The sequence below is a fragment of the Stenotrophomonas sp. LARHCG68 genome (genome assembly GCF_052871705.1).
In genome coordinates this window covers 505,702-529,307 of sequence record NZ_JBIXJV010000001.1, presented here as the reverse complement: position 1 = coordinate 529,307, position 23,606 = coordinate 505,702, and the positions used below count along the sequence as shown (strand labels likewise).

The window sequence follows — 23,606 nt, the reverse complement described above, 5'->3', positions numbered from 1 at the left end:
AAAACAGCCAGATTCGACTAAAGACCCCGCGCCGACCCCGGTGCGGGGTTTTTCGTTTCCAGCTTCTATTTCATCTGAAACCATGTATCCGACCGATTCCACCATGCACAAACACACCGCCTGCAACGCCCCGTGCGCCGCATCGGCCTGCATGGCGATCGCCCTCCCCGACCCGGCCGCCGCGTCCTGACGCGACGGCCGTTTCTTTTTTCACTGCACGTTTTCTCTTCATCGCAAGGAACCCAAGCACCATGAGCACCAACGAACTGCCCCAGATCAAAATCGCCGTCATCGGTTACGGCAGCCAGGGCCGCGCCCATGCACTGAACCTGCGTGAATCCGGTTACGACGTGGTCGTGGGCCTGCGCGCCGGTGGCCCGACCGAAGCCAAGGCCCAGGCCGACGGCTTCACCGTCAAGGCGCCGGCCGAGGCGGTCAAGGAGGCCGACCTGGTCGCCGTGCTGACCCCGGACATGGTGCAGAAGAAGCTCTACAACGACGTGCTCGCGCCGAACATGAAGCAGGGTGCATGCCTGCTGTTCGCCCATGGCCTGAACGTGCATTTCGGCATGATCGAGCCGCGCGCCGATCTGGACGTGGTGCTGGTCGCGCCGAAGGGCCCGGGTGCGCTGGTCCGTCGCGAGTACGAAATCGGCCGTGGCGTGCCGTGCATCTACGCCGTCTACCAGGACACCAGCGGCAAGGCCGAGCAGTTCGCGCTGGCCTATGCCGCCGGCCTGGGCGGCGCGCGCGCCAACATCATCAAGACCACCTTCAAGGAAGAGACCGAAACCGATCTGTTCGGCGAGCAGGCCGTGCTGTGCGGTGGTGCTTCCTCGCTGGTGCAAGCTGGTTTTGAAACGCTGGTCGAAGCCGGCTACCAGCCCGAGATCGCCTACTACGAAGTGCTGCACGAACTGAAGCTGATCGTGGACCTGTTCTATGAAGGCGGCATCACCCGCATGCTGGAGTTCATCTCCGAGACCGCGCAGTACGGCGACTTCGTCAGCGGCCCGCGCGTGATCGATGCCTCGGTCAAGGCGCGCATGAAGGATGTGCTGACCGACATCCAGAACGGCACCTTCACCCGGAACTGGGAAGCCGAGTACGACGCCGGCCTGCCGAACTACAAGAAGTTCCAGCAGGCCGACAAGGAGCATCCGATCGAGAAGGTCGGCAAGGAACTGCGCGCCAAGATGGTCTGGTTGCAAGGTCAGACCGCGTAATCACGCGGCGGTCCCCCACCCGCTTAACGCAAAGGTCGCTGCATGAACACTTCCACCCACGATGCGCCACGCAACGGCGCACGCTGGCTGACGCAGGCCCTGGAGGCCGAAGGCGTGCAAACGCTGTTCGGCTACCCAGGTGGCACCATCATGCCGTTCTACGACGCACTGGTGGATTCCAGCCTCAAGCACATCCTGGTACGCCATGAGCAGGGCGCGGCGTTGGCCGCCAACGGCTACGCCCGTGCCAGTGGCAAGGTAGGCGTCTGCGTGGCCACCTCCGGCCCGGGGGCGTCCAACCTGGTGACCGGTATCGCCGATGCGATGCTCGACTCGGTGCCGATGGTGTGCCTGACCGGCCAGGTCGGCACGCCACTGTTGGGCACCGATGCGTTCCAGGAACTGGATGTGTTCGGCATGACCATGCCGATCGTCAAGCACAGCTGGCTGGTGCGCAGCGTCGATGAGCTGCCGCACGTGGTGGCCGAGGCATTCCGGGTCGCCCGCGAAGGGCGTCCCGGCCCGGTCCTGATCGACCTGCCCAAGAACGTGCAGCTGGCCGATGCCTCACATCTGCCCGACCACGTGCCGGCGGCGGTCGATCCGGTGCCGGCCCCGGCCGCCGAACGCCTGGCCGAAGCACTGGCCGCCATCGCCCAGGCCGAGAAGCCGGTGATCTACGGCGGCGGCGGTATCGCCCTGGCCGATGCGGTGGAGGATTTCCGCCAGTTCGTCGAGGCCAGCGGCATCCCGACCGTGCTGACCCTGCGTGGACTGGGCGCACTGCCGGCCAACCATCCGCAGTACCTGGGCATGCTGGGCATGCACGGCACCCGCGCGGCCAACATGGCGGTGCAGGAGTCGGACCTGCTGGTCGTGGTCGGTGCACGTTTCGACGACCGCGCCACCGGCAAGCTGGCCGAGTTCGCCCCGTTCGCACGGGTCATCCACCTGGATGCCGATGTCTACGAGATCTCCAAGCTGCGCGGTGCCGACATCCCGGTGCCGGGCAATGTCCGCGACGGCCTGCGCGCCCTGGCCGGCGAACGCGCCCACTGCAACGCCTGGCGGGCCCGCTGCGCCGCCAACCGCGAGAAGTTCACCGCCCGCTACGACGCACCCGGCGAGCAGATCTACGCCCCGCGCCTGCTCAAGCGCCTGAGCGAAGTGGCCCCGCCGGACACCGTGATCGCCTGCGACGTCGGCCAGCACCAGATGTGGGTGGCCCAGCATTGCCGCTTCAACGACCCGCGCAACCACCTGACCTCCGGTGCGCTGGGCACGATGGGCTTCGGCCTGCCGGCGGCGATGGGCGCGCAGTTCGCCTGCCCGGACCGCACCGTGGTGCTGGTCTCCGGCGATGGCAGCTTCATGATGAACGTGCAGGAGCTGGTGACCATCGCCCGCTGCAAGCTGCCGATCAAGATCGTGCTGCTGGACAACTCCTCGCTGGGCATGGTGCGCCAGTGGCAGGAGCTGTTCCATGCCGAGCGCTACAGCGAGATCGACCTGTCCGACAACCCGGACTTCGTCGCGCTGGCGCAGGTGTTCGGCATCCAGGCCAGGCGCATCATCCACCGCAACGACGTCGAGGACGGCCTGGCCGAACTGTTCGACGCCCCCGGCCCGATGCTGCTGCACGTGGCCATCGATGCCCGCGCCAACGTCTGGCCGCTGGTGCCGCCGAACAACGCCAACAGCACCATGCTGGACAGCAACCCCGCCCACGCCAAGGCAACGCAGGAGAGTTCCAATGCAATACCGGCTTGACCTGGTGTTGAAGCCTGCCGAGGGCGCGCTGGTGCGCGTGATCGGCATGGTCGAACGCCGCGGCTTTTCCTTCAGCAACATCGCCGGCAGCCGCAACGCCGACGATGCCGGACGCTGGCACGTGCAGATGGACATCGACGGCACCCGGCCGCCGGAAACCCTGCGCCACCAGCTGGAAAAGGTCTACGACTGCGAATCGGTACGCGTGGTACCGGTCGCCGGTGCCAGCGCATGAACAGCGACGTAGGTGTACGACCGGGGAATCGGGAGCAGGGGCTGCAGGCCCCGCGTGCCAATGCGGCACGGGTACAACGGAGGCGTCTTCTTCAACGCTCCGGCCACGACCTTCACCCCCGGTTCCCCCTTCCCCGTTCCCCGCTCCACGGCCACCTCGATGCCTGATCGTGGCCGCCCCGCCGTAACCGCCGAACCCACGGGCGAGATGCACGTCAGCGTCGCCGACGTGCTGGCCGCGCAGGCACGCCTGCGCCGCTTCCTGCCGCCCACCCCGCTGCACTACGCCGAACGCTTCGGTACCTGGCTCAAGCTCGAGAACCTGCAGCGCACCGGCTCCTACAAGGTCCGTGGCGCGCTGAACGCGATGCTGGCCGCGCTGGAACGCGGTGACGAGCGCCCGGTCATCTGCGCCTCGGCCGGCAACCACGCCCAGGGCGTGGCCTGGGCGTCGTTCCGCCTCGGCGTGCAGGCAATCACGGTGATGCCGCACGGCGCGCCGGATACCAAGATCGCCGGCGTCCAGCATTGGGGCGCCACCGTGCGCCAGCACGGCACCAGCTACGACGAGGCCTATGCCTTCGCCCGCGAGCTGGCCGAACACCATGGCTATCGTTTCCTGTCCGCCTTCGACGACCCGGACGTGATCGCCGGCCAGGGCACGCTGGGCATCGAGCTGGCCCCGCATGCCCCGGACGTGGTGATCGTGCCGATCGGCGGCGGCGGCCTGGCCTCCGGCGTGGCACTGGCGCTGAAGTCACAGGGCGTGCGCATCATCGGCGCGCAGGTCGAGGGCGTGGACTCCATGGCCCGCGCGATCAAGGGCGACGTGCGCGAGATCGCGCCGGTGGCCACGCTGGCCGATGGCGTCAAGGTCAAGATCCCCGGCTTCCTCACCCGCCGCCTGTGCGCCAGCCTGCTCGACGACGTGGTCATCGTGCGCGAGGCCGAACTGCGCGAAACCCTGGTGCGGCTGGCGCTGGAGGAACACGTCATCGCCGAGGGTGCCGGTGCGCTGGCGCTGGCCGCCGGCCGCCGCGTGGCCGGCAAGCGCAAGTGCGCGGTCGTCTCCGGCGGCAACATCGATGCCACCGTGCTGTCCACGCTGCTGTCCGAAGTCCGCCCGCGGCCACCGCGCAAGCCCCGACGGCGCAACGGCGAGCGACTTAGAAGCCGCGCCACCTCGCCCCCGCCACGCACCCTCAAATCCGATTCCCCCCCCATTTCCGTTACCGCTGTCGAGGAGACCCTCTGGTGAATACTCCAACCAACAACACCCCGCGAATTACCATCTTCGACACGACCCTGCGTGACGGCGAACAATCCCCGGGCTGCAGCATGACCCCACCGCAGAAGCTGGTGATGGCGCGCGCCCTGGCCGAGCTGGGCATGGACGTGATCGAGACCGGTTTCCCGGCAAGTTCCCAATCCGACCGCGAGGCGATGGCGCTGATCGGCCGCGACGTCCGCGGCCCGGTGCTGGCGGTGCTGTCGCGCTGCCTGGCCGCCGACATCGAGACCTCGGTCAAGGCGCTGGAGGCGGCGGCGCGTCCGCGCCTGCACCTGTTCCTGTCGACCAGCCCGCTGCACCGCGAGCACAAGCTGCGCATGAGCAAGGAGCAAGTGCTGGAGTCGGTGCACAAGCACGTGACGATGGCCCGCGGCCATGTCGACGACGTGGAGTTCTCGGCCGAGGACGCCACCCGCACCGAACTGGACTTCCTGACCGAAGTCGCCCAGGTCGCCATCGCCGCCGGCGCGCGCACCATCAACCTGCCCGACACGGTCGGCTTCACCACGCCGGACGAAATCCGCGCGATGTTCCAGCACGTGATCGGGCATGCCGCCGGCGCCGACAAGGTGATCTTCAGCGCCCACTGCCACAACGACCTGGGCCTGGCCGTGGCCAACTCGCTGGCCGCCATCGAAGGCGGCGCGCGCCAGGTCGAAGGCTCGATCAACGGCATCGGCGAGCGCGCCGGCAACTGCGCGCTGGAAGAGATCGCGATGGTGCTCAAGGTACGCAATGCCTTCTACAACTTCGACACCGGCTTCGACACCCAGCGCATCGTGCCCACCTCGCAGCTGCTGCAGCGCCTGGTCGGCATGCCGGTCCAGCGCAACAAGGCCATCGTCGGTGCCAATGCGTTCGCGCACGAGTCCGGCATCCACCAGCACGGCATGCTGCGCAACCGCAACACCTACGAAATCATGCGCCCGGAGGACGTGGGCTGGGAGTCCTCGCAGATGGTGCTGGGCCGCCACAGCGGCCGCGCCGCGGTCGAAGCCCGCCTGCGGGCGCTGGGCTACTGGCTGGAGGAGGAAGAACTGAAGCTGGTGTTCGAGCAGTTCAAGGCCTTGTGCGAGCAGCAGCGCGTGGTCACCGACGCCGACCTGCAGACCCTGATGCAGGGCACCTCCAGCAGCGACGGCTACCGCCTGGCCTCGATGACCATCAGCGACGTCGGCAGCCGCGCCAACGCACTGGTGGAGCTGTCCGATCCGGAAGGCAACCGCGTGGCCGAGACCGCACAGGGCGATGGCCCGGTGGATGCGCTGTTCTCGGCGTTGTCGGCCGCCACCGGCATCCAGCTGACCCTGGACAGCTATCACGTGCACAGCGTCGGCATCGGCGCCGATGCGCGCGGCGAAGCCAACCTCAGCGTCCGCCACGAAGGCGAGATCCTGGAAGGCACCGGCACCAGCCGTGACATCATCGAGGCCAGCGCGCTGGCCTGGCTGGATGTCACCAACCGCCTGCTGCGCCAGCGCGAGAGCGCACAGACCCAGGAAGCCGTCAGCGCCTGAGCGCGATGGCCCCTCATAGGCAACGGAACCAGAAAGCAATGAGCTCCGCACCCAAGACCCTGTATGACAAGCTGTGGGACGCGCATGTCGTCGTCCCCGAATCGGACAGCGCGCCGGCCGTGCTGTACATCGACCTGCACCTGATCCACGAAGTCACCTCGCCGCAGGCCTTCACCGAACTGCGCGAGCGCGGCCTGAAGCCGCGCCGCCCGGACCGCACCAAGGCGACGATGGACCACTCCACCCCGACCCTGCCGGCCGGCCCTGACGGCAAACTGCCGTACGCGAGCAAGGCTTCCGAGGCGCAGGTGGAGATGCTGGCCAAGAACTGCGCCGAGTACGGCATCGAGCTGTTCGACCTGGCCTCGGCCAACCGCGGTATCGTCCACGTCATCGCCCCGGAGCAGGGCTTCACCCAGCCGGGCATGACCATCGTCTGCGGCGACAGCCACACCTCCACCCACGGTGCGTTCGGTTCGCTGGCCTTCGGCATCGGCACCAGCGAGGTCGGCCATGTGCTGGCCACGCAGTGCCTGCTGCAGCGCAAGGCAAAGACCATGTCGATCACCGTTGATGGCGCGCTGTCGCCCGGCGTTGGTGCCAAGGACGTGGTGCTGCACATCATCGGCGTGATCGGCGTCAACGGCGGCACCGGCCACGTGCTGGAGTTCCGTGGCTCGGCGATCCGCGCGATGGACATGGAACAGCGCATGACCCTGTGCAACATGTCGATCGAAGCCGGCGCGCGCGCCGGCATGGTCGCACCGGACCAGGTCACGTTCGATTGGGTTGCCAATACCCCGCGTGGCCCGAAGGGCGCCGCCTTCGACAGCGCCGTCGCCCACTGGAAGACCTTGAACAGCGATGCCGGCGCACGCTTCGATGCCGAAGTGCACATCGATGCCGCCGACATCCGCCCGACCCTGACCTGGGGCACGCACCCGGGCACCGCCATCGCCGTGGATGCGCCGATCCCGGCCGCCAACGACGCGGCCGCGCAGAAGGGCCTGGACTACATGAAGTTCGAAGCCGGCCACGCGCTGGCCGGCACGCCGGTGGACGTGGTGTTCGTCGGTTCCTGCACCAACGGCCGCCTGAGCGACATGCGCGAAGTAGCGCAGGTGCTGCGCGGTCGTCGCATCGCCGATGGCGTGCGCATGCTGGTGGTGCCGGGCTCGGAGATCGTCAAGCGCGATGCCGAAGCCGAAGGCATCCACGAGATCGTGCGTGCGGCCGGTGCCGAATGGCGCGAACCGGGCTGCTCGATGTGCATCGCCATGAACGGCGATCTGGTCGCACCGGGCCAGCTGGCGGTGAGCACCAGCAACCGTAATTTCGAAGGTCGCCAGGGTCCGGGCTCACGCACGTTGCTGGCCTCGCCGATGAGCGCGGCCTGGGCTGCGGTGAACGGCCATGTCGCCGACCCGCGTGAACTGTTTGCCAAGGAGGTGGCCTGATGGCCGCACTGACCCGGATCGTTTCGCGCAGCGTGGTGCTGCGCCAGACCAACATCGACACTGACCAGATCATCCCGGCGCGGTTCCTGTCCACCACCGAGCGTGCCGGGCTGGGCAAGAACGCGTTCAACGACTGGCGTTGGCAGGCCGACGGCTCGCCGAACCCGGAGTTCGCCTTCAACCAACCGGAGAATGCAGGCCGCTCGATCCTGCTGGCCGGCCGCAACTTCGGTTGCGGTTCCTCGCGCGAGCATGCGCCGTGGGCGCTGACCGACCTGGGCCTGCGTGCCATCGTCAGCAGCGAGATCGCCGACATCTTCCGTGGCAACTCGCTGAAGAACGGCCTGCTGCCGATCGTGCTGGACGAGGCCGACGTGCAGGAACTGATGCAGCACCCGGACGACGAACTGACCGTCGACGTTGCCGCACGCGAACTGCGCACGTCATCCGGCAAGGCCTATGCGTTCCCGCTGGATGGCTTCTCGCAGACCTGCCTGCTGGAAGGCGTGGACCAGCTGGGCTGGCTGCTGGGCCGCGTGTCGGAAATTGAAGCCTACGAAGCCGCCCGCGCGGCGTGAGCCATAAACCCTTCTCCCTCCTGGAGAAGGTGCCCCGAAGGGGCGGATGAGGGTAAGCGCGAGGACTACTGCGGCCAGACACAACGCGTGGTCCTCCCTACCCAATCCCCAACCCCTCTCCCACAGGGAGAGGGGCTTCAAAAGAACAGCAATCGGAAGCCTTACATGCAAGCCAACATCGTCGTACTGCCGGGTGACGGCATCGGTCCTGAAATCACCGTCGCCGCCGTGGACGTGCTCAAGGCCATCGCCGCCCGTTTCGGCCATAGCTTCACCTTCAGCGAACACGACATCGGCGGCATCGCCATCGACAACCATGGCGAGCCCCTGCCGGCCAGCACGCTGGAAGCCTGCAGCAAGGCCGATGCCGTCCTGCTCGGCGCCGTCGGTGGCCCGAAGTGGTCCGACCCGAACGCCAAGGTGCGCCCGGAACAGGGCCTGCTGGCCATCCGCAAGGCGCTGGGCCTGTACGCCAACCTGCGCCCGGTGCGCACCCATCCGGCCGCACTGAACGCCTCGCCGATCAAGCCCGAACTGCTCACCGACGTGGACTTCATCGTCGTGCGCGAGCTCACCGGCGGCATCTACTTCGGTGACAAGACCCGCGATGCCGACAGCGCCAGCGACCTGTGCCGCTATACCGTGGTCGAGATCGAGCGCGTGCTGCGCAGCGCCTTCCGCCTGGCGCAGCAGCGTCGCGGCAAGCTGACCTCGGTGGACAAGGCCAACGTGCTGGAAACCTCGCGGCTGTGGCGCGATACCGCCGCGCGCATCGGCCGCGAGGAGTTCCCAGACGTCGAACTCGAACACCAGCTGGTCGACTCGATGGCCATGCACCTGATCGCCAAGCCACGCGCCTACGACGTGATCGTCACCGAGAACATGTTCGGGGACATCCTCACCGACGAGGCCTCGATGCTGGCCGGCTCGCTGGGCCTGCTGCCATCGGCCTCGCTGGGCCAGGAAGGCAAGGTCGGCATCTACGAACCCATCCACGGCTCGGCACCGGACATCGCCGGCAAGGGCATCGCCAACCCCTACGCCACCATCCTCAGCGCGGCGATGCTGCTGCGCCATTCGCTCGGGCTGGAGGCCGAAGCGGCGGCGATCGAACAGGCCGTCTCCGCCGCACTGGATGACGGCCACTTCACCGCCGACCTAGCCGCGCAGGGCCAGGCGCTCAGCACCAGCCAGGCCGCCCAGGCCGTGCTTGCCCAACTGCAGTAATGACATCCGGACGCGGCCTTTGGGCCGCGTCTTTTTTTGGCGACCTCTTGTCGCCCGGTGGATAGACAGCCTTTCCCTTATTGGATCCCCGTTTTCGGATCCCCCCATCCTTGAGGAATGCCCTTGAACTACCGTAGCCCCGACGACTTCCTGGCCCACGTGGCCAAGCGCGACCCGCACCAGCCCGAGTTCCTGCAGGCGGTGAAGGAGGTGACCCTCAGCCTGTGGCCGTTCCTGCAGCAGAACCCGAAGTACACCCGCTACGGGTTGCTGGAACGCCTGGTCGAGCCGGAGCGCGTGATCCAGTTCCGCGTCGCCTGGGCCGACGATGCCGGCCAGACCCACGTCAACCGGGCCTGGCGCGTGCAGCACAGCTCGGCGATCGGCCCGTTCAAGGGCGGCATGCGTTTCCACCCGTCGGTGAACCTGTCCATCCTCAAGTTCCTGGCCTTCGAACAGACCTTCAAGAACGCACTGACCACGTTGCCGATGGGCGGCGGCAAGGGCGGCTCGGACTTCGACCCCAAGGGCAAGAGCGACGGCGAGGTGATGCGCTTCTGCCAGGCGCTGATGCTGGAGCTGTACCGCCACCTGGGCCCGGACACCGACGTTCCGGCCGGCGATATCGGCGTGGGCGCGCGCGAGGTCGGCTTCATGGCCGGCATGATGAAGAAGCTCAGCAACGATGCGTCCTGCGTGTTCACCGGCAAGGGCCTGGCCTACGGCGGCAGCTTGATGCGGCCGGAGGCCACCGGTTTCGGCACGGTCTACTTCGTCGAGCAGATGCTGCACCACGCCCGCCGCGAAACGCACGGGGCCAAGGTGCTGATCTCCGGCTCGGGCAACGTCGCCCAGTTCGCGGCGATCAAGGCCGCCGAACTCGGCGCGCGCGTACTGACCTTCTCCGATTCCGGCGGCACGCTGTACGCGCGCGACGGCTTCGACGAAGACGGCCTGCAGGCGGTGATGACCCTGAAGAACGAGCGCCGGGGCCGCCTGTCCGAACTGGCCGACGATGCGCGCTTCGAGTTCCTCGCCGACCGCCGCCCGTGGCATATCCCGGCCGACATCGCCCTGCCCTGCGCCACCCAGAACGAACTGGACGAAACCGATGCGCGCACGCTGGTCAGCAACGGCGTGCTGTGCGTGGCCGAAGGCGCCAACATGCCTTCGACGCTGGAAGCGGTGGACGTGTTCCTGCACGCCGGCACGTTGTACGCGCCGGGCAAGGCCAGCAATGCCGGCGGCGTGGCCACCTCGGGCCTGGAGATGAGCCAGAACGCGCTGCGCCTGTCCTGGCGCCATGCCGACGTGGACGAGCGCCTGCACGTGATCATGAAGGAGATCCACGCCAACTGCGTGCGCCATGGCGTGCGCGCCGATGGCAGCGTCAACTACGTCGACGGCGCCAACATCGCCGGCTTCGTCAAGGTCGCCGACGCGATGCTGGCACAGGGCCTGTACTGAGCCTGCCGCCAACGCCGCGCCGTGCGACACGCACGGCGCCTTGGCCGCAACTCAGTGCGCGACGCGGTTGCGGCCTTCGTGCTTGGCGCGATACAGCTGGCGGTCCGCCGCCGCCAGCAGGGTCCGCACGGTCTGCTGCCCCGGGCCCAGGCTGGCCAGGCCCATGCAGACGGTGATATGCGTGTCCGCGCCCAGTTCCTCCAGGCGCAACCGCGCCAGCTGCATGCGTACCGCCTGCAGCTGTTCGGCCGCGGCCGGCAACGACATGCCGCGCAGCACGATCAGGAACTCCTCGCCGCCATGGCGTGACACGAACTGGTTCTCGCCCAGCTGCAGCTGCAGCAGGCTGGCGACGTCACGCAACACCTGGTCACCGGCCTCATGCCCGTGGCCGTCGTTGATCTGCTTGAAATGGTCGATGTCCAGCAGCGCCACGTGCAGCGGCGCACCGTCGCGCTCGGCCTCACGCATGGCCTGCTGCAGGTAGGCATCACCGGCGCGCCGGTTCGGCAGGCCGGTCAGCACGTCATGCATGGCCATGTGTTCCAACCGCCGCAGCAGGTGATCGCGCTCGGCGTCGGCCTGCTGCAGCGCGCGGTTCTTCTCGCGTAGTTCCTGCGTCCGCGCCGCGATCTCGGTGCTGAGCAGACGTTGCCGGCGGCGGTAGCTGGCCGTGCGCCAGGCCACCAGGACCAGCACCAGCCCGAGCAGCGCGACCACGCCCATCGCCATCACCCACGGCCGCCGCCAGTACGGCGTGGCCACGCTCAGCTGCAGGCGTGCTTCGCCGACGCGGCGCGCATCCTGCCAATCCAGCGGCAGGGTCATCGCCTGCACCCGCAGCTGGTAATTACCCGGGGCCAGGTTGGTGTACACCGCCTCGGTACGCTCGCCGGCCTCGACCCAGTCGGCGTCGAAGCCCTCCAGCCGGTAGCGGTAGCGCATCTTGTCCGGCGCCCGGAACCCCAGCCCCGTGTAGGCGACCTCGATCCGCTCCACTTCCGGCGGCAACGCATAGCGTTCCTGCGGGGCCTGCGGCGTGCCGTCGATCACCACCCCTTCGATCACCACCGGCGACCGGCGCAGGCGGGCGCTGCCGTCCACGCGCAGCGGGTCGATCACCGCCAGCCCTTCGGCGGTGGGAAACATCAGGCGCCCGTCACGGGCGAGCCAACCGGCCGGCGAGGACGCACCGTTGGCCTGGCTGCTCGGCATGCCGTCGGTGTGGTCGATCACATGCACCGCCAACTGGCTGCGCGCCCCCGCCGCCACCCCGACCAGGTCATTGCGGTCGAGCCGGAACACGCCTTGGTTGCTGGGCAACCACAGGTGCCCGCGGCCGTCGTCGATGATGCGGAACACCTTGTCGCGCGGCAGGCCCCTGCGGTGGTCGAACACCTGCACGTCCAGCCCGCGCTTGCGCAGCAGGCCATGGTCGGTGGCGATCCACAGGTCGCCGTTGCCATCGCCGAGGAAATCGAACACGTAACTGGCCGGGAAACCGCTCTGCACCGACCAGCTCTGCAGCTTGCCATCGGCGCCGAGCGAGGCCATGCCGGCATTGGTCCCGATCCACAGCACGCCGCCGGCATCGCGGTACAGCGCATGCACCGCCGCGCCGGGCAGGCCTTCCTCCAGCCCGTACAGGCGGAGGTGACCATCGCGGTAATGGAACAGCCCTTCGGCGCTGCCGATCCACAGCCCGCCATCAGCATCCACGCACAGCGCGCGCACCAGCGGCTGCACCGTGCCCGGCAGCACCACCTGCTGCCGCACCGTGCCATCGGCATCCAGCCGCAGCACGCCATGGTTGTAGGTGCCCGCCCACAGCGTGCCGGGGGCCACCGCCAACGCCAGCACCGAGGCATCGCGACGGGCACCGGGAACCAGCGGGACCCGCCGCGGCTGCCCGCCATCGAGCCGGTCCAGCCCCTCGGAGTGGCCGATCCACACCGTGCCATCGGCGGACTGGATGACCGCGCGGACGTAGTTCGAACCCAGCCCCTCGGTCTCGGTCAGCCCCTGCGCGGCGCCTTCGTCGATCCGGAACAGGCCATCGGTACTTCCGGCCCAGACCAGCCCTTCGCGGTCGATCATCAGCGCCGGGCTGACCTGGCCGGGGATGGCGATGCGCTCGCGCTGGCCTGCGCCGAAGCGTTCCAGCCGTCCGGCCGAGAGGCTCAACCACAGGTCGCCGCCGGCATCGCGGCGCAGCCGCTCCACGCGCTCACCCGGGTACAGGTGCTCGCGCGTGCCATTGCCGCGCAGCCAGCGCACGCCGTCATCGGCCGCGACCAGCCAACCGCCCTTTCCGTCTCCCACCAGGTCACGCACCACCCAGCCGGCGCTGTCCTGCCAGGCCGTTGCCTGACTGCCCCGGAGCTGGAACACGCCACGCTCGGTGGCCACCAGCATCGTGCCGTCGGCCGACTGCGCCAGGGCGGTGATGGTGGCTTCGGGCAGGCCCGGGGACAGGCCGACGTCGCGCAGCTCGCCCTCGGCGGACAACCGCAGCAACCGTTCCTTCGCGCCCACCCACAGGGTGCCGTCGGCGTCGCGCAGCAAGGCGGTGATCGACAGGTGGCGGGCCTGCTCCCCGCCGAGCGCTTCCCAGCGCCCGCGGTGGTAGCGGTACAGGCCGTTGTTGATGGTGCCGAACAGCATGCCGCCGTCGCGGTCGGCCAGCAGGGTGGGCACGCCGGACAGCTCCACGCCCGGGGTGTTCTGGCGGTCGAACACGGTGAAGCTGCGGCCGTTGAAGCGGACCACGCCTTCCCACGTCCCCAGCCAGATGAACCCTTCGTTGTCCTGCGCGACCGCCTGCACCAGGTTGTGCGGCAGCCCCTGCTCCATGTCCCAACCGGCCACGGTGTGGCGCGCGGCCTGCGCCAGCGGCGCGGCCAGCACCGCCAACAGCACCCACAGGCAGCACCCGGCGACCCGCGCGATGGCGCGGGTGACGGGGTTCGGGAAATGGTGAAGCGGTCTGGGCAAACCTGCCTCCCGCAGGTCCTCCCGGCCAGCGGCCGGCCGCTTCAATTTAGCATTCCGGCGTGAGATCCGCCCCTTCCAGGGACGGATCTCCCACCCCTTACTGGGCCGCTTCGTCCGGGCGCACCCGGAACCAGGCCGCGTACAGCGCCGGCAGGAACACCAGGGTCAGCACCGTGCCGACGATCAGCCCGCCCATGATCGCGATCGCCATCGAGCCATAGAAGGCACTGCGCGAGAGCGGGATCATCGCCAGCACCGCGGCCAGCGCGGTCAGCACGATCGGCCGGAAGCGGCGCACGGTGGCGTCGATGATCGCGTGCCAGCGGTCGTGCCCGGCGTCGATGTCCTGCTGGATCTGGTCGATCAGGATCACCGAGTTGCGCATGATCATGCCGGCCAGCGCGATCGTGCCCAGCATCGCCACGAAGCCGAACGGCGCGCGGAAGATCAGCAGGAACAGGGTCGCGCCGATGATGCCCAGCGGTGCGGTGACGAACACCATCGCCGCCCGCGAGAAGCTGCGCAGCTGCAGCATCAGCAGCGTGGCCACCACCACCAGGAACAGCGGCATGCCGGCATTGATCGAGTTCTGGCCACGGGCCGAGTCCTCCACGGTGCCGCCGGTCTCCAGCAGGTAGCCGTCCGGCAGCTCGGCGCGGATGCCTTCCAGCGTCGGCAGCAGCTGCTGCACCACCCCCACCGGCAACATGCTGTCGCCGATGTCGGCGCGCACGGTGACCGTCGGCAGGCGGTCGCGGTGCCAGATGATGCCGTCCTCGAACACCTGCTCCAGGCGCGCCACCTGCGACAGCGACACCGGCTTGCCGCTGCTGGTGGGAATGGCCAGGCTGCCCAGCATCTCCAGGTGCGCACGCTCGTCCTCCGGGCCGCGCAGCAGCATGCCGATCTGGCGGTTGCCTTCACGGTAGGTGCTGACGCTGGTGCCGGACAACGAACTGCTCAGGAACTGCGCCAGCTGCGCGCTGCTCACGCCCAGCGCGCGCGCACGGTCCTGGTCCACGACCAGCCGCACCACCTTGCTCGGCTCGCTCCAGTTGAGGTTGACGTTGGTGGTGTGCGGGTTCTCGCGCACCTTGTCCGCCACCTGCCGGGCAATGGCCTGCACCCGCTCGATGTGCTCGCCGGACACCCGGAACTGCACCGGGTAACCCACCGGCGGGCCGTTCTCCAGGCGGGTGACGCGCATCTGCACGTCGGAGAACTGCGGCACCACCTCCTTGAGCAGCCACTCGCGCACTTCCTCGCGGGCATGCGTGTCTTCGGCCAGCACCACGTACTGGGTGAAGTTGGTGGCCGGCAGCTGCTGGTCCAGCGGCAGGTAGAAGCGCGGCGAACCGGTGCCCACGTAGCCGACGAAGTTGGCGATGCCGGCATGGCCCTTGAGCAGGGCCTCGAACTTCTCGGCCTGGGCCTGGGTGGCGGTCAGCGAGGCCCCTTCGGCCAGCTCGATGTCCACCATCAGCTCCGGCCGGGTCGAATCGGGGAAGAACTGCTGCGGCACGAAGCGGAAGATCACCAGCGAGAACACGAACAGGCCGATGGTGGCGAAGATCACCAGCCAGCGGCGACGCAGGCAGGCGTCGAGGAAACGCCGGAAGCGCTGGTAGAACGCGGTGCCATACGGGTCATGGTCGTGCGTCAGTTCCTTCGGCGCGACCAGGTTGGCCAGCGCCGGGTTGCGGTCGGCCCAACGCTGGCGCAGCGCACGCACGCGGCCGGCGAGGCTGGTCGGCTTGGGCGGCTGCGGGTTGTGCAGGTCCGGCAGCATCTTGTCGCCCAGGTACGGGATGAACAACACCGCGGCCACCCAGGACACCAGCAGGGCGATGGTCACCACCTGGAACAGCGAGCGGGTGTACTCACCGGTGCTCGATGCCGCCGTGGCGATCGGCAGGAAGCCGGCGGCGGTGATCAGGGTGCCGGTCAGCATCGGGAAGGCGGTGGACTCCCAGGCGAAGCTGGCCGCACGCATGCGGTCGTAGCCCTGCTCCATCTTGGTGGCCATCATCTCCACCGCGATGATCGCATCGTCCACCAGCAGGCCCAGCGCCAGCACCAGCGCGCCCAGCGATATCTTGTGCAGGCCGATGTCGAACTGGTGCATCAGGAAGAACGTCATCGCCAGCACCAGCGGGATCGACACCGCCACCACCAGGCCGGTGCGCAGCCCCAGCGAGAAGAAGCTCACCAGCAGCACGATCACCACCGCCTCGGTGAGCACCTTGACGAACTCGCCCACCGAATCCTTCACCGCATGCGGCTGGTCGGACACCTTGCGCAGTTCCATGCCCACCGGCAGGGTCTTCTGCAGGCGCGCGAACTCATCGTCCAGCGCCTTGCCGAGCTTGATGATGTCGCCGCCGTTCTTCATCGCCACCGCGATGCCGATGGCGTCCTCGCCCATGAAGCGCATCTTGGCCGAGGCCGGGTCGGCGAAGCCACGCTTGACCTGGGCGATGTCGCCCAGGCGCACGGTGCGGTCACCGGCGCGGATCGGGAAGTCGCTGATCTCCTGCACCGAGTTGAACTGGCCGGTGATGCGCAGCTGCACGCGGTCGCTGGCGGTCTCGAACCAGCTCGCCGGTGCCATCGCGTTCTGTTCGGACAGCGCCTGCTGGACCTGCTGCATCGACACGCCCAGCGTGGCCAGCTTGGTGTTGGACAGCTCGATCCACACCTTCTCGTCCTGCAGGCCGACCAGGTCGACCTTGCCGACATCGGCCACGCGCTGCAGCTCCAGCTGGATGCGGTCGGCGTAGTCGCGCATCACCGCGTAGTCGAAGCCCTTGCCGGTCAGCGCATAGATGTTGCCGAACGTATCGCCGAACTCGTCATTGAAGAACGGCCCGATCACCTCGGCCGGCAGCTGCGAACGGATGTCGCCCACCTTCTTGCGCACCTGGTAGAACAGCTCCGGCACGTCCTTGGAGGCCATCGCGTCGCGGGCGCTGAAGATCACCTGCGATTCGCCCGGCCGCGAGTACGACTGGATGAACTCGAACTGCCCGGTGTTCATCAGCGCCTTCTCGATCGGCTCGGTCACCTGCCGCGACACCTGCTCGGCGGTGGCGCCCGGCCACGAGGTCTGGATCACCATGGCCTTGAACGTGAACGGCGGGTCCTCGGACTGCCCGAGGTGTTTGTAGGACCAGGTGCCGATGATCGCCAGGGCGATCATCATGAACAGCACCAGCGGGCGGTTGGTCAGTGCCCACTCGGAAAGATTGAAGCGGCGCACGCCTCATTCCCCCTTGTTCGCGGCGGCAGCCGGCGCCGGTGCCAGCACCGGGCGGTTGCTGCGGTCCACGGCCCGCACCACCTGGCCTTCGCGCAGCAGGTGGCCGCCGGCGGCCACCACCCACTCATCGGCGCGCAGCCCCTGCAGCACCGGCACCGACTCGGCGCCGTAGGCACCCAGGGTCACCGCGCGCGACTGCAGTGCGCCGGTGGCCGGGTTGACCACCCACACGCTGGCCTGCTGCGGCTGCTTGCCTGCCTGCACCGCCGACAGCGGCACGCTCAGCGCCGCTCCCTTGCCGTGCCCGATATAGACGCGGGCGCTCTGGCCCAGCTCGACCGAATCCAACGCATCGGCCGCCAGCTGCACGCGCGCAGCGTAGCTGCGGGTCTGCGCATCGGCGCCGGCCGCGATCTCGCGGATGCTGCCGGACAGACGCTTGCCTGCCTGGTTCCACAACTCCACCTCGACCGGCTGGCCGACGCTGAACTCGCGGATGGCGCTTTCCGGCAACGCGATGGCCACTTCGCGGGCGCCGTCGGCGGCCAGGGTGAAGATCGTCTGCCCGGCGGCGACCACCTGCCCGGCCTCGGCCTCGCGCGCGGCGATCATGCCGTCGGCCGGTGCCCGCAGCTGCGCATAGCTGGCCTGGTTGCGGTTGACGTCCAGGTTGGCCCGCGCCGCGTCGGCCTGGCCCTGCGCCGCCTTCAGCGCCGCGGTCTGTGCGTCCAGTGCCGAACGGCTGACCACCTGCTGGGCGGCCAGCACCTCATAGCGGCGGTGCTCGTCGCGGGCCTTCACCAGGTCGGCCTCGGCCGCGGCGTACTGTGCCTGTGCGGCACGGGCCTGCAGCGCGTAGTCGGCGACATCCAGTTCGGCCAGCACCTGGCCCTTCTTCACCCGCTGGCCGGCATCGACCTCACGCCGCAGCAGGTTGCCGGCCACACGGAAGGACAGCGCGGCCTCCTCGCGTGCATGCACTTCGCCGGGATAGGCCGTGACGGTCACGTCCTGCCCGCCGGCCGGTTTGACCACCATTACCGGCAAGGCCGGCACCGCGGCGGTTTCGGTTTTGCCACACGCAGCAAGCACGGCCAGCAACAGGCTGCCGCCAATCCATCGGAGGTTGTTCATGGTGATCAGGGTCGCGAACGCAGGGGGAAGGGAGGCGGCCGGGGTTTCACCGCCATTACTGAACGACGCGGTATAGTATAAATATCGAACCAGCTGGTCTAGTATTCCCTCATGTCTTCCAAATCCTCTGCCACCAACGTCTCCCGGGAGCCTGCGCGCAGCAGTGGGCCGGGCCGTCCGAAAGACCTTGGAAAACGTGCCGCCATCCTCGATGCGGCCAAGGAAATGTTCGTGGAGCTGGGCTTCAACGGCGTCAGCATGGACGGCATCGCCGCCAGTGCCGGCGTATCCAAGCTCACCGTGTACAGCCATTTCGGTGACAAGGAGACCCTGTTCCGCGAGGCCATCCAGGCCAAGTGCGTAGAAATGATGCCCGACGCCCTGTTCGTCACCGACAGCGAAGGCCCGTTGCGCGACCAGCTGCTGGGCATCGGCCATGCGTTCTTCACGCTGATCAGCAGCGACGCGGCCCTGGCCACCCAGCGGATGATGATGAGCCCGGACACCGACGACCGGATCCGGCAGATGTTCTGGGAGGCCGGCCCGGCCCGCACCGAGACCGCGCTGTCGGACTTCCTGGCCGCCCGCGTGGCCCGGGGCGAACTGGACATCCCCGACCCGATCGTCGCCGCGCGCCAGTACTTCTGCATCATCAAGGGCGAGCTGCACTCCCATATGATGTGCGGGCTGTGTGCCGCGCCCGGCCAGCTCGACCAGGATGCCCACGTGGCCGCCAGCGTCGACTTCTTCCTGCGGGCGTATGCACCGCGCTGACACCCACCCCTGCCAAGCTGAACAGACCGTAGGTCCGAATGACTTCCGGCACTGCGGCCGCCCGAGCGGCCACGGCGATGCTTGGCCCGCATCGCGCTCCTAACCGGTAAAATGGCCGGCCCACCGCGCTGGAATGACGAGCTTTCCCATGACGATCAACTACTCCCACGTCCGCGAATTGATGGTTGAACAGCAGATCCGTCCCTGGGACGTGCTGGACATCCGCGTGCTGGACGTGCTGGCCCGCCTGCCGCGCGAGGCCTTCGTGGCCGAGTCGCACCGCGCCCTGGCCTATGCCGACATCGAGCTGCCGCTGGGCCACGGGCAGAAGATGATGAAGCCGGTCATCGAAGGCCGCACCCTGCAGGCACTGGACCTGCAGCCCAGCGACGAAGTGCTGGAAGTGGGCACCGGCAGCGGCTTCCTCAGCGCCTGCCTGGGCGAACTGGCCCGCGAAGTGCTGAGCCTGGAGATCCAGCCGGAGCTGGCTGAACGCGCCCGCCAGAACCTGGACAGCGCCAAGCTGGGCAGCAACGTCCGCATCGAGGTCGCCGACGCCCTGAACTGGGACAGCCAGCGCCAGTTCGACGCCATCTGCATCACCGGTGCGGTAGAAACGGTCCCGACCCACCTGCTCAAGCTGCTGCGCACCGGTGGCCGCCTGTTCGTCATCAAGGGCACCTCCCCGGTGATGGAAGCTGTGCTCGTCAAGGCCGACGGCAGCGTGGAATCGCTGTTCGAAACCGACATCGACTACCTGCAGGGCGCTGCTCCTGCACCGCAATTCCAACTCTGAAACCTTCCAAGGAAGCCGCAATGATCCGCCGATCCCTCACCCTTGCGCTGGCAGTCGCCCTGCTCCCGATGACGGCCCACGCCGCCGACCTGCTGCAGGTCTACGAAATGGCCCGCAATGGTGACCCGCAGTTGTCGGCCGCCGAATCCAACCGCCTGTACACCCAGGAAGGCCAGGTGCAGGCACGCGCGGCACTGCTGCCGCAGATCAACGGCGAGGCATCGCTGGACCGTACCCGTACCAAGGCCGACGGCGTCAGCGGCAGCACCACCAGCAAGACCCGCACCTACGGCGTCAACGGCAGCCAGACCCTGTTCAATTGGGGCCAGTTCGCCGACCTGCGCGCGCAGCGTGACCTGAGCAAGGCCGCCGACTACACCCTGGAATCGGCCAACGACAACCTGATCATCCGCACCGCGACCGCCTACTTCAACGTGCTGGTGGCGATCGAATCGCTGAGCGCGGCCGAGACCAACGAAGCGGCCGGCAAGAAGCAGTTCGACTACGCCGACAAGCGCCTGGAAGTGGGCCTGGCACCGATCACCGACGTGCACGAAGCCCGCGCCCAGTACGACCAGGCGCGCGCCAACACCATCATTGCCCGCAACACGCTGGAAGACGCCTACCAGGCCCTGACCGAACTGACCGGCCAGCCGGTCCGCGACGTGCGCGGCCTGCCGGAAGACTTCCGCCCGGCCATCCCGACCAACCGCGGCAACATCGACCAGCTGGTCACCGACGCCATGTCCCGCAACCCGGACCTGAAGGCCCAGGAACTGCAGGTCAGCGCCGCCGAATCCAGCGTGTCCTCGGCCCGCGCCGGCCACTACCCGACCCTGTCGCTGGGCGGCAGCTGGGGCAAGAGCGCCCGCTGGGGCGACAGCACCGGCGGCAGCTCCAACACCCCGGATGCGACCACCAACTCGATCGGCCTGACCCTGAACGTGCCGATCTTCGCCGGTGGCGCCACCCAGTCGCGCGTGCGCCAGGCCCTGGCCACCCGTGACATCCAGCAGGACACCTACGAGCAGCAGAAGCGCGCCCTGGACCGCAACACCCGCAATGCCTACCAGAACCTGGTCGCCGGCATCAGCGAAGTGGAAGCCCGCCGCCTGGCGGTGGTCTCGGCACAGAGCGCCTACGACGCCTCGCAGGTTGGCCTGGAAGTCGGTACCCGCACCGTGCTGGACGTGGTCCAGAACCAGCGGACCCTGTTCCAGGCGCAGCTGGACTACGCCCAGTCGCGTTACAACTTCCTGCAGGCACGCCTGGCCCTGAGCCAGGCCGTGGGCGACCTGGAGATCGCCGAAGTGCAGGACATCAACCGCCTGCTCACGGTCGATGCCACCGCAAAGCTGCAGGCCCAGTAAACCGTCCTGCAGTACTTGCGAAAAAGCGGGCCATGCCCGCTTTTTTGTTGCCTGCCATCTGCCTCCCCGGCGGTCAGCTGCGCGGTGGCAACTGCGGGGTGATCAGTTCCAGCGTGCGTTCCAGCGCGCCACGCCCGTTGGCGACCAGCGCGCGCCCGGCCTCGATCATGCGCTCACGCTCGACGTCGTTCTCCAGCAACTGCTCCACCGTCGCCCCCACCGCCTGCGCATCGGCGCAGATGCGCAGCGCGCCGGCTTCATCCATGCGTCGGGAGATCTCGGCGAAATTGTGCAGATGCGGCCCGGTGATCGCCGCCACGCCCATCGCCGCCGGCTCCAGCAGGTTGTGGCCGCCGATGGGCTGCAGGCTGCCGCCGACGAAGGCGACCCGCGCGCACGCATAGAACGCCATCAGTTCACCGAGCGTATTGAGCACGAACACCTGCGTGCCGGGTTCCGGCCACTGCTGTGCCTTGCGCGTGGCCACGCGCCAGCCCTGCTCGCGTGCCACCGCTTCCACCTTCGCGAACCGCTCCGGATGCCGTGGCGCCCACAGCAGCAGGGCATCGGGGTGCCGCTCCAGCAGGCGCCTGTGGATATCCACCACGGCCTGCTCTTCGCCTTCATGGGTGCTGGCGGCGATCCACACCGGTCGCGTGTCCGGCACATGCTGGTGGAAGCCTTCCAGCACGGCGGTGGGATCGGGCGGATGGATCTCGAACTTCAGGTTGCCCAGCGCGCGCACCTGTTCCGGCCGCGCGCCCAGCGCGATGAAACGTGCCGCGTCATCGGCGGACTGCGCCGCCACGCAGGTGACCGTGCGCAGGGCCCGCGATACCAGCGCCTTGAGCACGCGGTAGCCCTTCAACGAACGTGCCGACAAGCGCGCGTTAAGGATGTACACCGGAATGCCGCGGTCCCGGCACCCGAACAGCATGTTGGGCCACAACTCGGTTTCCAGGATCAGCGCCAGGCTCGGGCGGAAATGCGCCAGGAAGCGGTTCACGCTGCCCGGCACGTCGTACGGCAGGTAGACATGGTCCACCGCGTCCCCCCACAGCGCACGCACGCGCTGCGACCCGGTGGGGGTGATGGTGGTGATGATCCAGCGGATGTCCGGACGCAGTTCGCGCAGCGCATTGACCACCGGCGCGGCGGCGTTGACCTCGCCCACCGACACCGCATGCAGCCATACCCGCGGTTGCCCGCCGCTTTCCGGGTACGACGCATACCGCTCATCCCAGCGCTTGAAGTACTCGCGCACGCGGAAGCCGCGCCACACCAGGTGGTAGACGGTGATCGGCAGCAACAGGTAAAGCACGGCCGAATACAGGCCACGCAGCAGAAGTTCGACAGGATCCCTACGCATCGGCGAAGGATACGGGAGAACGATGGAAACCAGTGAGGACGCCACGACGATCCGGCTGCAGGCCGATGCCGCAGTCGGCGGCGCGGTCCTGCCGGAACCCACGCCGGCCTGGCATCCGGCGCAGCGAGGATTGCCGGAGATGGCGTTGCCACCTCCGCTCGCCCTGCATTTCCCCCGGTGACTTAGAATTGCCCCATGTCCGATTCACCCACCACCGCCACCCGGCCCTCGTTGCTGCAACCCCGGCACTGGCCGACGTTCGCCTGGCTGGGCATCGCGATGCTCGCGGCACGGCTGCCCTGGACCCTGCAACGCGCACTGGGGCGTGGCCTGGGCTGGCTGGCGCTGCATCTGGCCGGTAGCCGCCGGCGCGCGGCTGAGGTCAACCTCAGGCTGTGCTTCCCGGAGCAGGACGACGCCTGGCGCCAGCGCCTGCTGCGCGACAGCTTCGATGCACTCGGCGTGGGCGTGTTCGAGTTCGCCCGTGCCTGGTGGGGCAGCATCGACCGCATCCGCCCGCAGGTGGAGATCGAGGGCCTGGAGCACCTGCGTGCCCTGCAGGCCGAGGGCCGCGGTGTGCTGCTGGTCTCCGGCCACTTCATGACGCTGGAGATGTGCGGCCGGCTGTTGTGCGACCACGTACCACTGGCCGGCATGTACCGCCGCTACCGCAACCCGGTGATGGAGTGGGCGGTCAAGAGCGGCCGGCTGCGCTATGCCTGCGCGATGTATGCCAACGAGGACATCCGCGCCACCGTTCGCCACCTCAAGAAGGGCGGCTTCCTGTGGTATGCGCCGGACCAGGACATGCGCGGCAAGGATTCGGTGTTCGTGCCGTTCTTCGGCATGCCGGCCTCGACCATCACCGCGACCCATCAGTTCGCGCGCATGACCGGCTGTGCGGTGGTGCCCTACTTCCATCGTCGCGTCGGCAGCCGCTACGTGCTGAAGATCGCCCCGCCGTTGCCGGACTTCCCCACCGATGACGCCGTGGCCGACACCGCCAAGGTCAATGCCGCCATCGAGGACATGGTCCGCGAAGCGCCGGCGCAGTACCTGTGGATCCACCGCCGCTTCAAGCGCCAGCCTGAAGGCCTGAGCAACTTCTACGCGCGCAAGGACTGAGCCCGCGTCGGCGCCTGG

18 protein-coding genes are annotated in these 23,606 nt (G+C 68.3%); 14 read left to right on the top strand and 4 right to left on the bottom strand.

What is annotated here, in order from left to right:
- Window positions 1–251: 251 nt before the first annotated feature.
- From ilvC to gdhA, 9 genes are all read left to right on the top strand, one after another.
- Window positions 252–1,226 (top strand): ketol-acid reductoisomerase, encoded by a 975-nt coding sequence (ilvC, locus tag ACIPR8_RS02300; protein WP_132865537.1) that lies wholly within the window; start codon window positions 252–254, stop codon window positions 1,224–1,226.
- Window positions 1,227–1,268: 42 nt separating this feature from the next.
- Window positions 1,269–2,996 (top strand): acetolactate synthase 2 catalytic subunit, encoded by a 1,728-nt coding sequence (ilvG, locus tag ACIPR8_RS02295; RefSeq protein ID WP_192287584.1) that lies wholly within the window; start codon window positions 1,269–1,271, stop codon window positions 2,994–2,996.
- A complete protein-coding gene (locus ACIPR8_RS02290) occupies window positions 2,980–3,231 on the top strand; it encodes an ACT domain-containing protein (protein ID WP_132865539.1) in 252 nt (83 codons plus the stop codon). Before ilvG ends, ACIPR8_RS02290 begins: the two co-directional genes overlap by 17 nt.
- Window positions 3,232–3,438: 207 nt before the next feature.
- Complete coding sequence (locus ACIPR8_RS02285; RefSeq protein ID WP_446540618.1) at window positions 3,439–4,488, top strand: threonine dehydratase; 1,050 nt, start codon at window positions 3,439–3,441, stop codon at window positions 4,486–4,488.
- Window positions 4,485–6,038: a 2-isopropylmalate synthase gene (locus ACIPR8_RS02280; RefSeq protein WP_446540036.1), complete on the top strand. Its 1,554-nt coding sequence runs from the start codon at window positions 4,485–4,487 to the stop codon at window positions 6,036–6,038. The genes ACIPR8_RS02285 and ACIPR8_RS02280 overlap by 4 nt, the downstream gene beginning before the upstream one ends.
- A gap of 38 nt (window positions 6,039–6,076) precedes the next feature.
- The gene (gene leuC, locus ACIPR8_RS02275) at window positions 6,077–7,495 is read left to right on the top strand and encodes a 3-isopropylmalate dehydratase large subunit (RefSeq protein ID WP_446540035.1); all 1,419 of its coding nucleotides are present in this window, start codon (window positions 6,077–6,079) and stop codon (window positions 7,493–7,495) included.
- Window positions 7,495–8,073 (top strand): 3-isopropylmalate dehydratase small subunit, encoded by a 579-nt coding sequence (leuD, locus tag ACIPR8_RS02270; RefSeq protein ID WP_446540034.1) that lies wholly within the window; start codon window positions 7,495–7,497, stop codon window positions 8,071–8,073. Before leuC ends, leuD begins: the two co-directional genes overlap by 1 nt.
- Before the next feature lie 165 nt (window positions 8,074–8,238).
- Window positions 8,239–9,300 (top strand): 3-isopropylmalate dehydrogenase, encoded by a 1,062-nt coding sequence (gene leuB, locus ACIPR8_RS02265; RefSeq protein ID WP_446540033.1) that lies wholly within the window; start codon window positions 8,239–8,241, stop codon window positions 9,298–9,300.
- Window positions 9,301–9,423: 123 nt separating this feature from the next.
- The gene (gdhA, locus tag ACIPR8_RS02260) at window positions 9,424–10,767 is read left to right on the top strand and encodes an NADP-specific glutamate dehydrogenase (RefSeq protein ID WP_446540032.1); all 1,344 of its coding nucleotides are present in this window, start codon (window positions 9,424–9,426) and stop codon (window positions 10,765–10,767) included.
- A gap of 51 nt (window positions 10,768–10,818) precedes the next feature.
- On the opposite strand, the gene ACIPR8_RS02255 is transcribed toward gdhA, so the two are convergent.
- The 3 genes from ACIPR8_RS02255 to ACIPR8_RS02245 form a co-directional block, all read right to left on the bottom strand.
- Complete coding sequence (locus ACIPR8_RS02255; RefSeq protein WP_446540031.1) at window positions 10,819–13,761, bottom strand: diguanylate cyclase; 2,943 nt, start codon at window positions 13,759–13,761, stop codon at window positions 10,819–10,821.
- Window positions 13,762–13,858: 97 nt separating this feature from the next.
- The gene (locus ACIPR8_RS02250; protein WP_446540030.1) at window positions 13,859–17,020 is read right to left on the bottom strand and encodes an efflux RND transporter permease subunit; all 3,162 of its coding nucleotides are present in this window, start codon (window positions 17,018–17,020) and stop codon (window positions 13,859–13,861) included.
- A gap of 3 nt (window positions 17,021–17,023) precedes the next feature.
- Window positions 17,024–18,154, bottom strand: coding sequence for an efflux RND transporter periplasmic adaptor subunit (locus tag ACIPR8_RS02245; RefSeq protein WP_313252117.1), 1,131 nt, complete (start codon window positions 18,152–18,154; stop codon window positions 17,024–17,026).
- Window positions 18,155–18,265: 111 nt separating this feature from the next.
- Here ACIPR8_RS02245 and ACIPR8_RS02240 point away from each other — a divergent pair, with 111 nt between their 5' ends.
- From ACIPR8_RS02240 to ACIPR8_RS02230, 3 genes are all read left to right on the top strand, one after another.
- The gene (locus ACIPR8_RS02240; protein ID WP_132865549.1) at window positions 18,266–18,928 is read left to right on the top strand and encodes a TetR/AcrR family transcriptional regulator; all 663 of its coding nucleotides are present in this window, start codon (window positions 18,266–18,268) and stop codon (window positions 18,926–18,928) included.
- A 148-nt stretch (window positions 18,929–19,076) separates the two neighbouring features.
- Complete coding sequence (locus ACIPR8_RS02235; RefSeq protein WP_132865550.1) at window positions 19,077–19,724, top strand: protein-L-isoaspartate O-methyltransferase family protein; 648 nt, start codon at window positions 19,077–19,079, stop codon at window positions 19,722–19,724.
- Between the two features lie 20 nt (window positions 19,725–19,744).
- On the top strand, window positions 19,745–21,094 hold the full coding sequence (locus ACIPR8_RS02230; RefSeq protein ID WP_192287592.1) for a TolC family outer membrane protein: 1,350 nt from the start codon (window positions 19,745–19,747) through the stop codon (window positions 21,092–21,094).
- A gap of 73 nt (window positions 21,095–21,167) precedes the next feature.
- Here ACIPR8_RS02230 and waaA read toward each other — a convergent pair whose 3' ends face one another.
- A complete protein-coding gene (gene waaA, locus ACIPR8_RS02225) occupies window positions 21,168–22,463 on the bottom strand; it encodes a lipid IV(A) 3-deoxy-D-manno-octulosonic acid transferase (protein ID WP_446540029.1) in 1,296 nt (431 codons plus the stop codon).
- 22 nt (window positions 22,464–22,485) lie between these two features.
- On the opposite strand from waaA, the gene ACIPR8_RS02220 reads away from it, so the two are divergent.
- Entirely contained in the window at window positions 22,486–22,644 is a 159-nt protein-coding gene (locus ACIPR8_RS02220; protein ID WP_446540028.1) for a hypothetical protein, read from the top strand.
- A 14-nt stretch (window positions 22,645–22,658) separates the two neighbouring features.
- Window positions 22,659–23,588 carry an LpxL/LpxP family Kdo(2)-lipid IV(A) lauroyl/palmitoleoyl acyltransferase gene (locus ACIPR8_RS02215; RefSeq protein ID WP_313252125.1) on the top strand — a complete coding sequence of 310 codons (930 nt, stop codon included), beginning with the start codon at window positions 22,659–22,661 and terminating at the stop codon, window positions 23,586–23,588.
- Window positions 23,589–23,606 lie beyond the last annotated feature (18 nt).

Excerpts from the sequence above, each read along its gene's own strand:
- leuC (WP_446540035.1), top strand. The coding sequence starts at position 6,077 with ATGAGCTCCGCACCCAAGACCCTGTATGACAAGCTGTGGGACGCGCAT.
- ACIPR8_RS02240 (WP_132865549.1), top strand. The coding sequence starts at position 18,266 with ATGTCTTCCAAATCCTCTGCCACCAACGTCTCCCGGGAGCCTGCGCGC.
- ACIPR8_RS02230 (WP_192287592.1), top strand. The coding sequence starts at position 19,745 with ATGATCCGCCGATCCCTCACCCTTGCGCTGGCAGTCGCCCTGCTCCCG.
- ACIPR8_RS02285 (WP_446540618.1), top strand. The coding sequence starts at position 3,439 with ATGCACGTCAGCGTCGCCGACGTGCTGGCCGCGCAGGCACGCCTGCGC.
- leuB (WP_446540033.1), top strand. The coding sequence starts at position 8,239 with ATGCAAGCCAACATCGTCGTACTGCCGGGTGACGGCATCGGTCCTGAA.
- ACIPR8_RS02290 (WP_132865539.1), top strand. The coding sequence starts at position 2,980 with ATGCAATACCGGCTTGACCTGGTGTTGAAGCCTGCCGAGGGCGCGCTG.
- waaA (WP_446540029.1), bottom strand. The coding sequence starts at position 22,463 with ATGCGTAGGGATCCTGTCGAACTTCTGCTGCGTGGCCTGTATTCGGCC.
- ACIPR8_RS02235 (WP_132865550.1), top strand. The coding sequence starts at position 19,077 with ATGACGATCAACTACTCCCACGTCCGCGAATTGATGGTTGAACAGCAG.
- ilvC (WP_132865537.1), top strand. The coding sequence starts at position 252 with ATGAGCACCAACGAACTGCCCCAGATCAAAATCGCCGTCATCGGTTAC.
- ACIPR8_RS02220 (WP_446540028.1), top strand. The coding sequence starts at position 22,486 with ATGGAAACCAGTGAGGACGCCACGACGATCCGGCTGCAGGCCGATGCC.
- ACIPR8_RS02215 (WP_313252125.1), top strand. The coding sequence starts at position 22,659 with ATGTCCGATTCACCCACCACCGCCACCCGGCCCTCGTTGCTGCAACCC.
- ACIPR8_RS02245 (WP_313252117.1), bottom strand. The coding sequence starts at position 18,154 with ATGAACAACCTCCGATGGATTGGCGGCAGCCTGTTGCTGGCCGTGCTT.
- leuD (WP_446540034.1), top strand. The coding sequence starts at position 7,495 with ATGGCCGCACTGACCCGGATCGTTTCGCGCAGCGTGGTGCTGCGCCAG.
- ilvG (WP_192287584.1), top strand. The coding sequence starts at position 1,269 with ATGAACACTTCCACCCACGATGCGCCACGCAACGGCGCACGCTGGCTG.